The 15,537-nt window shown below is 71.4% G+C and carries 12 protein-coding genes; 7 read left to right on the top strand and 5 right to left on the bottom strand.

The window, feature by feature from the left end; genetic code table 11:
* The first annotated feature begins 10 nt into the window (after positions 1-10).
* Both rnc and mutM read left to right on the top strand, forming a co-directional pair.
* Positions 11-823: a ribonuclease III gene (rnc, locus tag ACIBG6_RS13780; RefSeq protein WP_399222809.1), complete on the top strand. Its 813-nt coding sequence runs from the start codon at positions 11-13 to the stop codon at positions 821-823.
* 129 nt (positions 824-952) lie between these two features.
* Complete coding sequence (gene mutM / locus ACIBG6_RS13775; protein WP_399222808.1) at positions 953-1,813, top strand: bifunctional DNA-formamidopyrimidine glycosylase/DNA-(apurinic or apyrimidinic site) lyase; 861 nt, start codon at positions 953-955, stop codon at positions 1,811-1,813.
* A gap of 32 nt (positions 1,814-1,845) precedes the next feature.
* On the opposite strand, the gene ACIBG6_RS13770 is transcribed toward mutM, so the two are convergent.
* The 3 genes from ACIBG6_RS13770 to ACIBG6_RS13760 form a co-directional block, all read right to left on the bottom strand.
* Positions 1,846-2,232, bottom strand: a complete 387-nt coding sequence (locus tag ACIBG6_RS13770) for a winged helix-turn-helix transcriptional regulator (RefSeq protein WP_399222807.1) — start codon at positions 2,230-2,232, stop codon at positions 1,846-1,848.
* 81 nt (positions 2,233-2,313) lie between these two features.
* A complete protein-coding gene (locus tag ACIBG6_RS13765) occupies positions 2,314-3,930 on the bottom strand; it encodes an MFS transporter (protein WP_399222805.1) in 1,617 nt (538 codons plus the stop codon).
* Between the two features lie 181 nt (positions 3,931-4,111).
* On the bottom strand, positions 4,112-5,122 hold the full coding sequence (locus ACIBG6_RS13760) for a CAP domain-containing protein (RefSeq protein ID WP_399222804.1): 1,011 nt from the start codon (positions 5,120-5,122) through the stop codon (positions 4,112-4,114).
* Between the two features lie 201 nt (positions 5,123-5,323).
* Between ACIBG6_RS13760 and ACIBG6_RS13755 the strand changes: the two genes are divergently transcribed.
* The 4 genes from ACIBG6_RS13755 (at position 5,324) to ACIBG6_RS13740 (ending at position 11,629) form a co-directional block, all read left to right on the top strand.
* A complete protein-coding gene (locus ACIBG6_RS13755; RefSeq protein ID WP_399222802.1) occupies positions 5,324-5,605 on the top strand; it encodes an acylphosphatase in 282 nt (93 codons plus the stop codon).
* Positions 5,606-5,992: 387 nt separating this feature from the next.
* Positions 5,993-6,211, top strand: coding sequence for a hypothetical protein (locus ACIBG6_RS13750; RefSeq protein WP_024755899.1), 219 nt, complete (start codon positions 5,993-5,995; stop codon positions 6,209-6,211).
* 242 nt (positions 6,212-6,453) lie between these two features.
* Positions 6,454-10,014 carry a chromosome segregation protein SMC gene (gene smc, locus ACIBG6_RS13745; protein WP_399222800.1) on the top strand — a complete coding sequence of 1,187 codons (3,561 nt, stop codon included), beginning with the start codon at positions 6,454-6,456 and terminating at the stop codon, positions 10,012-10,014.
* A 181-nt stretch (positions 10,015-10,195) separates the two neighbouring features.
* Positions 10,196-11,629, top strand: coding sequence for a sugar porter family MFS transporter (locus tag ACIBG6_RS13740; RefSeq protein ID WP_399222799.1), 1,434 nt, complete (start codon positions 10,196-10,198; stop codon positions 11,627-11,629).
* A 48-nt stretch (positions 11,630-11,677) separates the two neighbouring features.
* Here ACIBG6_RS13740 and ACIBG6_RS13735 read toward each other — a convergent pair whose 3' ends face one another.
* A complete protein-coding gene (locus tag ACIBG6_RS13735) occupies positions 11,678-12,649 on the bottom strand; it encodes an LLM class flavin-dependent oxidoreductase (protein WP_399222798.1) in 972 nt (323 codons plus the stop codon).
* A 57-nt stretch (positions 12,650-12,706) separates the two neighbouring features.
* Positions 12,707-14,182, bottom strand: a complete 1,476-nt coding sequence (locus ACIBG6_RS13730) for a cytosine permease (protein ID WP_399222796.1) — start codon at positions 14,180-14,182, stop codon at positions 12,707-12,709.
* A gap of 84 nt (positions 14,183-14,266) precedes the next feature.
* Here ACIBG6_RS13730 and ftsY point away from each other — a divergent pair, with 84 nt between their 5' ends.
* On the top strand, positions 14,267-15,493 hold the full coding sequence (gene ftsY / locus ACIBG6_RS13725; protein WP_399222795.1) for a signal recognition particle-docking protein FtsY: 1,227 nt from the start codon (positions 14,267-14,269) through the stop codon (positions 15,491-15,493).
* Positions 15,494-15,537: the final 44 nt, after the last annotated feature.

Raw genomic sequence — 15,537 nt, 5'->3', positions numbered from 1 at the left:
GAGAGGCGCAATGTCTGAGTCCCGCAAGACGGACGACAAGACGGACCATGCCTCGTCCCACACGCTTCTGGAAGGGCGGCTCGGCTATCGGCTCGAGTCCGCCCTTCTGGTGCGTGCACTGACTCACCGTTCGTTCGCGTACGAGAACGGCGGTCTGCCCACCAACGAGCGGCTGGAGTTCCTCGGGGACTCCGTGCTCGGCCTGGTGGTCACGGACACGCTGTACACCACCCACCCCGACCTGCCCGAAGGCCAGCTGGCCAAACTGCGGGCCGCGGTGGTCAACTCACGTGCACTTGCGGAGGTCGGTCGCGGCCTCGAACTCGGCTCCTTCATCCGGCTCGGCCGGGGCGAAGAGGGCACGGGTGGCCGGGACAAGGCGTCCATCCTCGCCGACACCCTTGAAGCGGTGATCGGCGCGGTCTATCTCGACCAGGGCCTCGACGCGGCGTCCGAGCTGGTTCACCGGCTCTTCGACCCGCTGATCGAGAAGTCCTCGAACCTCGGTGCAGGCCTGGACTGGAAGACCAGTCTCCAGGAGCTCACCGCGGCCGAGGGCCTGGGTGTGCCGGAGTACCTCGTCTCCGAAGAGGGCCCGGACCACGAGAAGGTCTTCACTGCTGCCGCCCGCGTCGGTGGTGTCTCGTACGGCACCGGCACCGGCCGCAGCAAGAAGGAAGCGGAACAGCAGGCGGCGGAGTCCGCGTGGCGCGAGATTCGCGCCGCCGCGGACGAGCGCGTGGCAGCGGCCAAGGCCGCTGCCGAAGCCGGCACGGGAGAGGTCGCCGACCCCTCTCCGTCCACGAACGGCGCGGAGGCCTGACGGCCTTCGTCCACCGCTTCCCGAGAACCCCGCCCCACGGCGGGGTTCTCGTCTTTCCCGGGGTTTCTCCCGTCTGATACGCCGGTAGGGTTGAAGCGCTGTCGATCGACGTCGTCCGGAGGAGTCCCCGTGCCCGAGCTGCCCGAGGTCGAGGTCGTACGGCGCGGACTGGAGCGCTGGGTCGCCGGGCGGACCGTGACCGAGGTCGAGGTGCTGCACCCGAGGGCCGTACGACGCCATCCGGCGGGCGGCGCGGATTTCGCCGCGCGGCTGAAGGGGCAGCGGTTCGAGGTGGCGCGGCGGCGCGGCAAGTACCTGTGGGTGCCGATGGCCGACACCGGCACCTCCGTGCTCGGACACCTCGGCATGAGCGGCCAGTTGCTCGTCCAGCCGGAGGGCGCCGCGGACGAGAAGCACCTCCGCATCCGGGTCCGCTTCGACGACACGGACGGCACCGAGCTGCGCTTCGTCGACCAGCGCACCTTCGGCGGGCTCTCGCTGCACGACCAGACACCCGACGGGCTGCCGGACGTCATCGCGCACATCGCCCGGGACCCACTGGACCCCGAGTTCGACGAGGACGCGTTCCACCGCGCGCTGCGGCAGCGCCGTACGACCGTCAAGCGGGCCCTGCTCGACCAGTCGCTGATCAGCGGCGTCGGCAACATCTACGCGGACGAGGCGCTCTGGCGGTCCAGGCTGCACTACGACCGGCCCACCGCCACGCTCACCCGGCCGCGCGCGGCGGAGCTCCTCGGGCACGCCCGGGACGTGATGAACGAGGCCCTCGCGGTCGGCGGCACCAGCTTCGACAGCCTCTATGTGAACGTCAACGGCGAGTCCGGCTACTTCGACCGCTCGCTCGACGCCTACGGGCGCGAGGACGAGCCGTGCCACCGCTGCGGTACGCCGATGCGCCGGCGCCCCTGGATGAACCGCTCCAGCTACTTCTGCCCGCGCTGCCAGCGCCCGCCGCGCCTGAGCGCGTGACGGGGACGATCCTGGCGGTCGGGCCGTGACCGTCAGGCGGTGACGGGGGCCGCGCGCTCCGCGTCGTACCTCTCGCGGGCCGCCTCGACCTGCGGCATGCGGCCCTCGACCAGCTGGATCAGACCGATGAGCCGCTCCGCGATCTCGCGGCCGAGCGGGGTGAGCCGGTAGTCGACCCGCGGCGGGTTCGTGGGCTGCGCGTCCCGGTGGACGAGACCGTCGCGCTCCAGTGCGTGGAGCGTCTGCGACAGCATCTTCTCGCTCACGCCGTCGACCCGGCGCCGCAGCTCGTTGAAGCGGAACGTCCCGTCGTACAGGGCGCCGAGGGTCAGGCTGCCCCAGCGGCCCGTCACATGCTCCAGCGTGCCGCGCGACGGGCAGGCCCGCGCGAACACGTCGTAGGCGAGGTCGTCAGTCATGCCTTCTACCGTACTCGCATGCAGCGCTAACCATCTGCTTGCGCTTTCCAAGAGTTAGTTCTCGCCGCGATGTGCCGGTCGCTACGCCGCCGGCGCTCGGGGCTGGGTCGTCGGGATCCGCTGGGTGAAGAAGAGCGCGAGGGCGGCGGCGAAGGCGAGGACGGCGAGGGCGGCCTTCAGGCCGTCGAGCCGGGCGTCGTCGTTGGCGTCCAGCACGGCCTGGGTCACCTCCGGGCTCGTGCCGGCTTCCTCGAGAGCGGTCGTGAGCTGGGCGTCCGACAGGAAGGGCGCGCCACTGCTGAGCTCGACGGTCGCCTGGCTCTTGACCTCGGCCGGTACCGCCGGATTCTGTTCCACGTTGGCCAGGAACGACGACGTGAGTGCGGCGATCATGATCGACCCGGCGAGTGCCGTGCCGATCGAGGCACCGAGGTTGGTGACGGCGTTCTGGACGCCGCCTACCTCCGCGCTCTGTTCCTGCGGCACCGCGGACACCGTGACCGAGCCGAGCTGGGACGCCAGGGAGCCCATGCCGAGCCCGATCAGCAGGAGGGGGACGGTGACGATCTCCGCACCGGCGCCCGCGTCGAGCGCGCCCATCATGACCACCGCGCCGACGAGCAACGCGAGGATCCCGAACCGCACCACCCGCCGCGGGGAGACGTCCGGGAACAAGCGGGGGATCAGTACCGCGGCCGCCAGCAGAGTGAGCGAGAGCGGCAGGAGACGGGCGCCGGTCTTGAGCGCGGACAGGCCCAGCGCGACCGACAGGTAGAGCGGGACGACGAAGAACACGCCCATCTGCACGAGGTACTGGAAGAAGAACATCGTCAGACCGCCGGTGAGCTGCTTCACGCGCAGCATCGCCGGGTCGACAAGCGGCTCCCGGTGCCGCGCCACGAGCCGTGCCTCCCAGCGGAGGAACAGCCAGATCAGCAGCAGGCCCACGAGCATCAGCCAGACGACCGCGGAGACCCCGAGCCACGAGGGCGCGTCGGGCTTCGGCCGCAGCCAGCCCCATTCGTCCGAACGCAGCACGCCGAAGACGAAGATCCCGAGCCCCAGGGCGGAGAGCACGACGCCGACGAGGTCGATGCGGGGGCGTTCGGCGGCCGGGGCGTCGGCGATGCGGCGAGCGAACACCAGGATGGCGAGCACCACCAGCACCTCACCGGCGAAGACCCACCGCCAGGAGAAGTACGTCGTCGCGACGCCTCCGATGAGCGGCCCGAGTGCGATCGCCACGGCCCCCGCGGCCGCGACGAGTCCATACGCGGCCGGGCGGCGCTCCACGGGGAAGTTGCCGGCCACGAGCGCCACGATCGCGGGCAGGATGAGCGAAGCGCCGATTCCTTCGAGGAACGCCCAGCCGAACAGCAGCACCGGCAGGTTCGGCGCGATCGCCGTGACGAGGGAGCCGCAGCCGTAGACACAGCAGCCGATCATGAACGCGCGTCTGCGGCCGATCAGCCCTCCGACCTTGCCTCCGGGGATCATGAACATCGCCATCACCAGGGTGTAGGCCGTGATGGCCCCCTGGATGCCCGTCACCGTCGTGCCCACGTCGTCGGCCACGGTCGCGATCGCGACGTTCATGACGGAGCTGTCGAGCGCCATGAGGAACTGACCGGACGCGAGTGTCAGCAGGACGAGTCGAGTCGAGGCCGAACTCTTGGTGGTACCTGCCCCCGGCTTCATGGGGGGATCGTCCCAGCCGATCCGGAAGGCGGTCGGCGACCCGCTCCGGAATGGGGCCGGTCGGCCCAACGAGGCCGCCACGAAAGAGGGACGGGCCGTCTCGGCGGCCGATGCGGTCGCCGAGACGGCCCGGGGGACCGTCAGGCCACGACCTGCTGACAGATCACGACCCGGGGAGAGCTCAGCGGCCGAAGTCCTGGGTCCACCAGGGGCCGCCGTCGCCGAACTGGACGCCGACGCCCAGCGTCGTGTAGTCGCAGTTCAATATGTTGGCGCGGTGGCCGTCGCTGTCCATCCAGGAGTCCATCACGGCCGCCGCGTCCGCCTGGCCGCGGGCGATGTTCTCGCCGCCCAGGGTCGAGACGCCCGCCTGCTCGGCGCGCGCCCACGGTGTGTCACCGTCCGGGTCCGTGTGGTCGAAGAAGCCGCGCTCCGCCATGTCCGCGCTGAACGCCCCGGCCAGCGCGGCGAGCTGGGCGTCGGCACGGACCGGGGTGCAGCCCACCTTGGCGCGCTCGACGTTGACCAGCCGCAGGACCTCCGCTTCGGCCGCCTCGCCGCGATCGGCCGTGGAGGGCGCGGCCGAGGTCTCGACCGGCGCCTCGGTGGTCGGGGCCGGTCGTGGCACGGACGGCTTCGTCGTGGCCGGCCTCGTCGTGGGCGCGGCCTTCGGCGTCACGGGCTTGGCGCTGCTCGGCGCCTTCGTCGGCGTCGGCTTCGTCGGGGTCACCTTCGTCGGGGTCGGCTTCGGGCTCGGCTTCGCGGAGGTGGACGGGGCGGCCGAGGGCGACGCGGTCTTGCTCGCACTCGCACTCGCACTCTTGCTCTTGCTCGGGCTCGGGCTCGCACCCGACCCGGAGCCCGCCTTGCCGGCCGTGCCGCTGCCCGTGCCGCCCGACTCGCCGTCGGCCGGGGTCTGGGTCGCCCCGCCCTGCGTCATCAGCTCCGGGGCCTGCCGGGACTGGACCTGGCGCTCGCTCGTACCGGCCGATCCCACGGTGAAGGTGTCACCGCCCGGCAGTAGACCCGAGGCGACGGCCACGGCTCCCACCGCGACCGCCGCGGAGGCGCCGAGGAGTCCGGTCCGCACGGGGGTGCGCCGCTTGCGGCGCTCACCCCGGTGCCGGTGGTCCGTACCGGCCGCGTAGTCTTCTGCGGCGGGTGCGGCGCCGGAGCGACGGTGGCGTCCCATCTGCTGCCCTGCCTTCCTCTGGAGCTCCGCCGTTCGCTGCGGATCTTTGCTGGCGTTTGCTGATCTTTGCTGTCGGCGTGCTTCGGGCCGACTGCCGAATGGCGCGCGCCCGAACGGGTGAGGCGCATTCCGTCGGGACTGTACGCGATGAGAAGCCGGGGTGACGTGCTCATCGGCCAATTCGCCGGTTAGCGTGCAGCCATGAGTGACGACGTACGGATGACCGCCTGGGTGCGCGGCCGGGTACAGGGAGTGGGCTTCCGCTGGTTCACCAGGGCAAACGCGCTGGAGATCGGCGGCCTCATGGGCTTCGCCCTGAACCTCGACGACGGCCGGGTCCAGGTGGTGGCCGAGGGGCCGAGTGAGAATTGCCACCGTCTTCTCGACTGGCTCCGCACGGGCGACACGCCCGGCCGCGTGGACGGCGTGACAGAGATATGGGGCACCCCGCGCGGAGGCTATGACGGCTTCGCGATCCGCTGACGTTCACGACGGCCGCCCCTCGTCGGTGACCGGGAGGGGCGCCGCGGGGACGCGCGGTGACGAGGGCGTGAACGGGAGAACTGCCTGGTGGTTGCCAAGAAGTGCGCGCCGTGGAAGGCTGCCCGTGAAGGATGATCGCCACGCCCCGAGGACCCGGGTCGAGAGGTGCCGCCGCGTGCTGAGCGGCCGCCCACTCCCCGGTCGCCCCTTCAAACGGGGCGTGATCGTGTTGACCGTCAAACTTTTTGGTGAGACGCTGGAATCCCCGCGCACCTTAGCTGTTTGGCAGTAAGAACCGGCACGACGCACTGCCGAGCACCGCGGGTGCGAATCCCTCACGACCCACACCGCAATCGGTCGGTCACTCAGTGTGGAGGACCATCCATCATGGCAAAGGCGCTTCTCGGTTACGTCGGCGGCTCCGACCCGCGACTCCTCGCCGAGATGCGACGGCTTCAGCAGCGTGTTCAGGACCTGGAATCCGAGCTGGTACGGATCCAGTCCGAGAACGACACGCTCGCGGCTGCCGCCGCTCATCACCAGGGCGAGTCGCTGCTCGACAGCATCGATCTCGACGTACCCCAGGCGGAGCCCGCGCTCACCTGACAACCGCCCCTAGGGGCAGCAGGTGGGAAACACTCCGTCCGGTATCGCCGACCGGGAAAGTTCACGCCGGCATAGCCGGGCCGGACACGGCACAGCTGGATATGCAAGGGGCGCTTCGGCGTCCCTTCTTTCTTTCACCCGCCGTTTCCCCCACGGCCCACCTCTGGCCCACCCCTCCTCACCCGGTGATCTGCCCTGCACCTTCGCGAGTGAAACGCGCGGGCCCCGGTAGAGTCCCCGGGGTGCACCTCAAGGCCCTGACCCTCCGCGGATTCAAGTCGTTCGCCTCGGCCACGACCCTGCGGTTCGAACCCGGCATCACCTGTGTCGTGGGCCCCAACGGATCGGGCAAGTCCAATGTCGTGGACGCCCTGTCCTGGGTCATGGGCGAGCAGGGCGCCAAGTCGCTGCGCGGCGGCAAGATGGAGGACGTCATCTTCGCCGGCACGACCGGGCGCCCTCCGCTCGGCCGCGCCGAGGTCTCGCTGACCATCGACAACTCCGACGGCGCGCTGCCCATCGACTACGCCGAGGTCACCATCACCCGGATCATGTTCCGGGGCGGCAGCAGCGAATACCAGATCAACGGCGACACCTGCCGGCTGCTCGACATCCAGGACCTGCTCTCCGACTCCGGCATCGGGCGCGAGATGCACGTCATCGTCGGGCAGGGACAGCTCGACTCCGTCCTGCACGCCGATCCGATGGGCCGCCGCGCCTTCATCGAGGAGGCCTCCGGCGTCCTCAAGCACCGCAAGCGGAAAGAGAAGGCGCTGCGGAAGCTGGACGCGATGCAGGCCAACCTCGCGCGCGTGCAGGACCTCACCGACGAACTGCGCCGCCAGCTCAAGCCCCTCGGCCGGCAGGCCGCCGTCGCCCGCCGCGCCGTCGTCATCCAGGCCGACCTCCGCGACGCCCGCCTCCGGCTCCTCGCCGACGACCTGGTCCGGCTCCAGCGCGCGCTCACCGCCGAGGTCGCCGACGAGGCGGCGCTCCTCGCCCGCAAGGAGGCCACCGAGACCGAGCTGCGCGCCGCCCTCGCCCGCGAGGCGGAACTCGAAGCGGAGGCCGGCGCCCTCGCACCCCGGCTCGACCGCGCCCAGCAGAGCTGGTACGCCCTCTCACAGCTCGCCGAACGCGTCCGCGGCACGATCTCCCTCGCCGACGCGCGCGTGAAGAGCGCCGACGACGCCCCCGCCGAGGAACGGCGCGGCCGCGACCCCGAGGACCTGGAGCGGGAGGCCGCCCGCGTCCGCGAGCAGGAGGCCGAGCTGGAAGCCGCCCTGGAGGCGGCCGAACGCGCCCTGGAGGACACCGTCGCCCACCGCGCCGAGCTCGAACGCGCGCTGACGGCCGAGGAGCGCCGCCTCAAGGACGCGGCCCGGGCCATCGCCGACCGGCGCGAAGGCCTCGCCCGCCTGAACGGCCAGGTCAACGCGGCCCGTTCGCGCGCCGCCGCCGCCCAGGCCGAGATCGACCGGCTGGCCGCCGCCCGCGACGAGGCGGGGGAGCGGGCGGTCGCCGCCCAGGAGGAGTACGAGCAGCTCACGGCGGAGGTCGAGGGCCTCGACGCCGCCGACGGCGAACACGGCGAACGGTACGAGGCGGCCCGCCGCGAACGGGCCGAGGCGGAGGCCGCGCTGAGCGCCGCCCGCGACGCGCTCGGCACCGCCGAACGGAGCCGGGCAGCGACCCGGGCCCGGCACGACACGCTCGCCCTCGGCCTGCGCCGCAAGGACGGCACGGGCGCACTGCTCTCCGCCGGCGTCACCGGACTCCTCGGCCCGGCCGCCGAACTCCTCACCGTCACCCCGGGATACGAGATCCCCGTGGCCGCGGCCCTCGGCGCCGCCGCCGACGCGGTCGCCGCCACCGGACCGGCCGCCGCGGCCGAAGCCCTCCGCCTGCTCCGCAAACAGGACGCGGGCCGCGCCTCCCTCCTCCTGACCGGCGCCCCGGAACCGCCCCCCGCCCCCGGGGCCGAGGGCTGCCAGAGCGCCGCCGACCTGGTGCGCGGCCCCGCCGAACTCCTGCCCGCCGTCCGCCGCCTGCTGGCCGGGGTGGTCGTCGTCGACGGCCTCGACGAGGCCGAGCGGCTGGTCCGGTCACGGCCGGGACTGACCGCGGTGACCACCGAAGGGGACCTGCTCGGCGGGCACTTCGCGCACGGCGGCTCCGCCGGTGCCCCCAGCCTGCTCGAAGTCCAGGCCTCGGTGGCCGAAGCCGCCGCCGAGCTCGACGAACTGACCGTACGCTGCGAGAACTTGACCACCGCGCAGCGCGAGGCCGACGAGCGCCGCCGGACCGCGGGAGCGCTCGTCGAGGAGCTGGACGCGACCCGCCGGGCCGCCGAGCGGGAGAGGTCGGCCGTCGCCAAGGAACTGGGGCGGCTCGCCGGGCAGGCCAGGGGCGCGGCGGGGGAGGCCGAGCGGACCGCGGCGGCCGTCGCCCGCGCCCAGGACGCCCTGGAGAACGCCGTCGCCGACGCGGAGGAGCTGGCGGAACGGCTCCTCGTCGCCCAGGAGGCCACCCTCTCCGGAGGCGGCGACGACGAGCCCGACACCTCCGTCCGCGACCGGCTCTCGATCGACGGCTCCCACGCGCGCCAGACCGAGATGGAGGCGCGGCTCCAGGTCCGTACCCACGAGGAACGGGTCAAGGGCCTCGCCGGGCGCGCCGACTCCCTCGACCGGGCCGCCCGCGCCGAACGCGAGGCACGCGCGCGTGCCGAGCAGCGCCGGGCCAGGCTCCGGCACGAGCGGCGGGTCGCGGGCGCGGTGGCCGCCGGGGCCCGCGGTCTCCTGGCCCATGTGGAGGTCTCGCTGGTCCGCGCCGAGCGGGAGCGAGTGGCGGCCCAGGCGGCGAGGGCCGATCGTGAGCAGGGGCTCACGGTGGCGCGCGCCCGCGCCCGGGACCTCAAGGCCGAGCTCGACAAGCTGACCGACTCGGTCCACCGCGGCGAGGTGCTCGGCGCGGAGAAGCGGCTGCGCATCGAACAGCTGGAGGCGAAGGCCCTGGAGGAGTTCGGGGTGGAGGCGGCCGCGCTGGTCGCCGAGTACGGCCCCGACCAGCCCGTACCCCCGTCGCCGTCCGCGGACGGCGAGCCGGCCGCCGAAGCGGACCCCGAGAACCCGGAGACCGGTCCGCGGCCGTTCGTCCGTTCGGAGCAGGAGAAGCGGCTCAAGGCCGCCGAACGGGCGTACCACCAGCTCGGCAAGGTCAATCCGCTGGCCCTGGAGGAGTTCGCGGCCCTGGAGGAGCGGCACCGGTTCCTCTCCGAGCAGCTGGAGGACCTGAAGAAGACCCGGACCGACCTCCTTCAGGTCGTGAAAGAGGTCGACGTGCGCGTCGAGCAGGTCTTCACGGAGGCGTACCGGGACACGGCCCGGGAGTTCGAGGGTGTCTTCTCGCGGCTCTTCCCGGGCGGCGAGGGCCGGCTGATCCTCACCGACCCGGACGACATGCTCACCACCGGCGTCGACGTGGAGGCCCGTCCGCCGGGCAAGAAGGTCAAGCGGCTCTCGCTGCTCTCCGGCGGCGAGCGTTCCCTCACCGCCGTGGCGCTGCTCGTCTCGATCTTCAAGGCCAGGCCCAGCCCGTTCTACGTGATGGACGAGGTCGAGGCGGCGCTCGACGACACCAACCTCCAGCGGCTGATCCGGATCATGGAGGAGCTCCAGGAGTCCTCGCAGCTGATCGTGATCACGCACCAGAAGCGGACGATGGAGGTCGCGGACGCGCTGTACGGGGTCTCCATGCAGGGCGACGGCGTCTCGAAGGTGATCAGCCAGCGGCTGCGCTGACGCACAACTCTTCAAGTGTTGAACCCATGGCCACCCCTGGCGTTCTTAAAGTCATACGACATCGACTATTGACTTCGAAACTTGAAGGCATAGTCTCTGCAACGTTGCTTTTACCTTCACGTGGTGAGCGGCGTGAAGTTGTGCGCCACTGGAAGGGCTTGCCCCCCACCCAGGAGTCCATGTGACCAGCACCGCGCAGGCGCCCACGCCGCCGCCGTCCGAAGGCCGAGCGGCCCATCCTGACCACCTCGGCCACGTCATCTTCATCACGGCCTCCGCCGCGATGGGCGGCTTCCTCTTCGGCTACGACAGCTCCGTGATCAATGGCGCCGTCGAGGCGATCCGCGACCGCTACGACATCGGCTCCGGCACGCTCGCCCAGGTCATCGCCATCGCCCTGATCGGCTGCGCCATCGGCGCCGCGACCGCCGGCCGGATCGCCGACCGCATCGGCCGCATCCGCTGCATGCAGATCTCCGCGGTCCTCTTCGCCGTCAGCGCCGTGGGCTCCGCGCTCCCCTTCGCACTCTGGGACCTGGCCCTCTGGCGGGTCATCGGCGGCTTCGCCATCGGCATGGCCTCGGTCATCGGCCCCGCGTACATCGCCGAGGTCGCCCCCGCCGCGTACCGCGGTCGCCTCGGCTCCTTCCAGCAGGCCGCGATCGTCATCGGCATCGCCATCTCCCAGCTGGTCAACTACGGCATCCTCCAGCTCGCCGACGGCGACCAGCGCGGCGAGATCGGCGGCCTGGAGGCCTGGCAGTGGATGCTCGGCGTGATGGTCGTCCCCGCGCTGCTCTACGGCATGCTCTCCTTCGCCATCCCCGAGTCCCCGCGCTTCCTCATCTCCGTCGGGAAGACCGACCGGGCCAAGGAGGTCCTCGCCGAGGTCGAGGGCCACGGCATCGACCTCGACGCGCGCGTCGCGGAGATCGACCGGGCCATGCGCAGCGAGCACAAGTCCACCTTCAAGGACCTGCTCGTCGCCGGCGGCCGCTTCAAGCTGCTGCCCATCGTCTGGGTCGGCATCGGACTCTCCGTCTTCCAGCAGCTCGTCGGCATCAACGTGGCCTTCTACTACTCCTCGACGCTCTGGCAGTCCGTCGGCATCGACCCGTCGAGCTCGTTCTTCTACTCGTTCACCACGTCGATCATCAACATCATCGGCACCGTGATCGCGATGGTCCTGGTCGACCGGGTCGGCCGCAAGCCGCTCGCCCTCGTCGGCTCCGTCGGCATGGCGATCGCCCTCGCCTTCGAGGCCTGGGCCTTCTCCGCCGATCTCGTCGACGGCAAGCTCCCCGAGACCCAGGGCGTCGTGGCGCTCGTCGCCGCCCACGTCTTCGTCCTCTTCTTCGCCCTCTCCTGGGGCGTCGTGGTCTGGGTCTTCCTCGGCGAGATGTTCCCCAACCGGATCCGCGCCGCCGCCCTCGGCGTCGCCGCCTCCGCCCAGTGGATCGCCAACTGGGCCATCACCGCCAGCTTCCCGTCCCTCGCGGACTGGAACCTCTCCGGCACCTACATGATCTACACGTTCTTCGCCGTGCTCTCGATCCCCTTCGTGCTCAGGTACGTCAAGGAGACCAAGGGCAAGGCGTTGGAGGAGATGGGCTAAACCCCGCTGCCCCTCTCCTCACCCACGGAACTGCCCCGGCCCGAGGCCCTATGCCTTGAGCCGGGGCAGTACGCCGTCGCAGAACAGCCGCAGGCTCCGCCACCCCTCCTCGACCGGCATCCCGCCGCACAGCGGATGCAGCACCAGGCTCTCCAGACCGAGCGCCACGCACGCGTCCGGCGTCACCACCCGGTACACGCCCTCCGCACGCAGCTCCTCCACCGTCGTCGCCGTCGACCGCACCGCCGAGCGGATGTCCTTCGACTGCCAGGAGGCGTACGTCCGCGCCTCGTGGAGGAAGTGCTCCCCGTACTCCGCCCAGGTCCGGTCCGGATCCTCCGACAGGTGCAGCAGCGGCGTCTCCTCGGCCGGCATCATCGTCCAGCCCTCCGTGCCGTACTCGGCGCACCGCTCCCGGTAGTACGCCTCGAGCTCCGGCAGGTGCGCGCTCGGGAAGAACGGCAGCCCGAGCCGGGCCGCCCGCCGCGCCGCCGCCCGCGACGAGCCGCCGACCAGCAGCATCGGGTGCGGCTGGGTGAGCGGCCGCGGGGTGACCCGTACCGTACGGCCCTGATACGTGAACGGCTCGCCCTTCCAGGCCGTCAGCAGGGTCTCCAGGAGCAGGTCCTGGAGCTTTCCGCGCCGGCCCCAGTCGACCCCGCGCTCCTCGTACTCCTCCGGCCGGTAGCCGATGCCCGCCACCGTCACCAGACGGCCGCCGCTCAGCAGGTCCAGGACCGCGATGTCCTCCGCGAGACGCAGCGGGTCGTGCAGCGGCCCGATGATCGCCGAGACGGTCACCGCGATCCTCTTCGTCGCCCCGAAGACCGCGCCCGCGAAGGCGAAGGGGGAGGGCAGCCAGTTGTTCGCGACGCCGTGGTGCTCCTCGGTCTGGACCGTGTCGACCCCGTGCGCGTCGGCGTGGGCGGCCATCTCGACGGCGGCCCGGTAGCGGGCCGCGAGGGAGACGGGCGTCGCCCGCGGGTCGACGAGGTTGAACCGTACGACTGTGAAGGGCATGGGAAGTCCCCCTCCGCTCGTGGGATCCGGCGAAGGGGGACGTTATCTGACGTGGCGTCAGATGGAAACGGTCGCGGTCTCGGTCTCGCGCGCCTCGGCGGGCTCCACCGAAGCCTTCCCGGGAGCGGGAGTACGCGGCAGCACGGCGTACAGCACGCCCGCCACCACGATCGTCGCCGCCCAGCCCAGGCCGTTCTCACCGATCCACGACGAGGCGAGCGGACCCGAGAACCAGTCGACCTTCGTGAACAGCAGGCCCACGAGCAGCGCCACGGCCCACGCGGTCATCGCCTGCCAGGCGTAACCGCCCCGGTACCAGTAGGCACTGGTCCGGGTGGTGTCCATCAGCGCCACCGCGTCGTACGTCCTCCGGCGCAGCATGTCCACGCCGAAGACGCCGATCCACGCCGAGAACGCCACCGCGAGCAGGGTGAGGAAGGAGATGAACGAACCGATGAAGCTGGTCGCCACCACCATCAGCAGGAAGCCGAAGACCAGGCTGATCACGGCGTTCACGCTGACCGCCGCCGCGCGCGACACCTTGATGCCCAGCGTCTGCGCCGTGAAGCCGGCCGAGTACATCGACATCGAGTTGATCAGCAGCATGCCGAGCAGCGCGATCACCAGGTACGGCACGGAGATCCACATCGGGAGCAGCTCGCCGATGAAGGAGACCGGGTCCTGGGCCGAGGCCAGGTCCGGCGTCGACACGGCCATCACCGCGCCCATGAGCACCATCGGCAGGACCACGATCCCGGCGCCGCCGACGGTCGAGCCGACCATCGCCTTCGAGGAGGCCGTACGGGGCAGGTAGCGGGTGAAGTCAGGCCCCGACGGGACCCAGCTGATGCCGCCGGCCGCGATCGTGCCGATGCCCGCGACCATCATCGCCGTCGAACCGGCCGGCTTGTCGAAGACCGCGGACCAGTCGGTGTTCGCCACCAGATAGACCAGGACGAGGACCGAGAAGGCGCCGAAGAGGTACGTGGACCACTTGCTGCACACCCGCAGCGCGTTGATCCCCAGACCCGAGACCAGGAAGGTGCAGGTGACGAAGAGCAGCAGCGTCACCACGATGAGCAGCGTGTTCGACTTCACGCCGAAGAGCAGGTCGAGCACCGTCAGCACCGCGTAGGCGCCGGTCACCGCGTTGATGGTCTCCCAGCCCCAGCGGGCGACCCAGATCAGCGCACCGGGAAAAAGGTTTCCGCGCTGGCCGAACACGGCCCGCGACAGCGCCATGCCCGGCGCACCGCCCCGCTTGCCCGCGATCGAGATCAGGCCGACGATCCCGTACGAGAGGACGGGCGCGGCGATCGCCACGGTCAGGACCTGCCAGAAGTTCAGGCCGTTGAAGACGATCAGACCGGCGCCCATCGTGAGCAGAAGCACACTGATGTTGGCCGCGACCCAGGTCGGGAACAGCTCGCGGACCCGACCGGTCCGCTCGGCGTCGGGGACGGGCTCGAGACCGCGGGTCTCCATCGCGCCGTCGTGCGTCGCGCCTGCGCCTTCGGAGGCGTCGTGGGACATGGGGGTACTCCGTAAAAAGGTGGGGGAGCCATCTAGGTTACGTGCTCCGCCTTTGTGCCCCTCGTGGCCGATACTGGTCGGGTTATGGAACTCATCCTTGCTGTAGTCATCGCTCTGGTCGTCGCGGTCGCCGTGACGAGCGGGCTCGTGATCAGCGGCCGCAAGAAGAAGCAGCTGCCGCCGGCCGAGCCGCCGTCCACCACGCCGACCATCACCGCTCCGCCCGCCGAACCGCACGTCGGCGAGGAGGCGGAGACGCCGCGGGAGGAACCACGCCGCACGGTCGAGGAGGTCGAGCTCCCGACGGCCGATGAGGCCGTCGAGACGCCGGCCGCCGTCGAGGACCCGGTCGTCGCCGCGCCCGAGGCCCCCGCGATCGAGGTGCCCGAGCCGACCGCCGGCCGTCTCGTACGGCTCCGTGCCCGGCTCGCCCGCTCCCAGAACTCGCTCGGCAAGGGGCTCCTGACGCTCCTGTCCCGCGAGCACCTCGACGAGGACACCTGGGAGGAGATCGAGGAGACCCTTCTCACGGCCGACGTCGGCGTCGCCCCCACACAGGAGCTCGTCGAGCGGCTCCGCGAGCGGGTCAGGGTGCTCGGCACCCGCACCCCCGACGAGCTGCGCGGCCTGCTCCGCGAGGAGCTGATCGCCCTCCTCGGCCCCGACCTGGACCGCACGGTGCACACCGAGAGCCCCGCCGACGTGCCGGGCGTGGTCATGGTCGTCGGCGTCAACGGCACCGGCAAGACCACCACCACCGGCAAGCTGGCCCGCGTCCTGGTCGCCGACGGCAAGTCCGTCGTCCTCGGTGCCGCCGACACCTTCCGTGCCGCCGCCGCCGACCAGCTCCAGACCTGGGGCGAGCGCGTCGGCGCCCGCACCGTGCGCGGACCCGAGGGCGGCGACCCGGCGTCGATCGCCTTCGACGCGGTCAAGGAGGGCATCGCCGAGGGCGCCGACGTCGTCCTCATCGACACCGCCGGCCGCCTCCACACCAAGACCGGCCTCATGGACGAGCTCGGCAAGGTCAAGCGCGTCGTCGAGAAGCACGGCCCGCTCGACGAGATCCTCCTCGTCCTCGACGCCACCACCGGCCAGAACGGCCTCATCCAGGCCCGCGTCTTCGCCGAGGTCGTCGACATCACCGGCATCGTCCTGACGAAGCTCGACGGCACCGCCAAGGGCGGCATCGTCGTCGCCGTCCAGCGCGAGCTGGGCGTCCCGGTCAAGCTGATCGGCCTGGGCGAGGGCCCGGACGACCTGGCCCCGTTCGAGCCGGGCGCCTTCGTCGACGCCCTGATCGGCGACTGACGGCCGTACGAGCACACACGTGAGGGCCCCCGCCACGAACCGGC

Origin of the sequence: Streptomyces sp. NPDC050842, from assembly GCF_044456565.1 — a bacterium.
Classification (GTDB): Bacteria; Actinomycetota; Actinomycetes; order Streptomycetales; family Streptomycetaceae; genus Streptomyces.
The sequence above is the reverse complement of the archived record's forward strand: the minus strand, read 5'-3'. Positions and strand labels throughout refer to the sequence as shown.

Excerpts from the sequence above, each read along its gene's own strand:
- rnc (WP_399222809.1), top strand. The coding sequence starts at position 11 with ATGTCTGAGTCCCGCAAGACGGACGACAAGACGGACCATGCCTCGTCC.
- ACIBG6_RS13770 (WP_399222807.1), bottom strand. The coding sequence starts at position 2,232 with ATGACTGACGACCTCGCCTACGACGTGTTCGCGCGGGCCTGCCCGTCG.
- ACIBG6_RS13765 (WP_399222805.1), bottom strand. The coding sequence starts at position 3,930 with ATGAAGCCGGGGGCAGGTACCACCAAGAGTTCGGCCTCGACTCGACTC.
- ACIBG6_RS13760 (WP_399222804.1), bottom strand. The coding sequence starts at position 5,122 with ATGGGACGCCACCGTCGCTCCGGCGCCGCACCCGCCGCAGAAGACTAC.
- ACIBG6_RS13755 (WP_399222802.1), top strand. The coding sequence starts at position 5,324 with ATGAGTGACGACGTACGGATGACCGCCTGGGTGCGCGGCCGGGTACAG.
- ACIBG6_RS13750 (WP_024755899.1), top strand. The coding sequence starts at position 5,993 with ATGGCAAAGGCGCTTCTCGGTTACGTCGGCGGCTCCGACCCGCGACTC.
- ACIBG6_RS13735 (WP_399222798.1), bottom strand. The coding sequence starts at position 12,649 with ATGCCCTTCACAGTCGTACGGTTCAACCTCGTCGACCCGCGGGCGACG.
- ACIBG6_RS13730 (WP_399222796.1), bottom strand. The coding sequence starts at position 14,182 with ATGTCCCACGACGCCTCCGAAGGCGCAGGCGCGACGCACGACGGCGCG.
- ftsY (WP_399222795.1), top strand. The coding sequence starts at position 14,267 with ATGGAACTCATCCTTGCTGTAGTCATCGCTCTGGTCGTCGCGGTCGCC.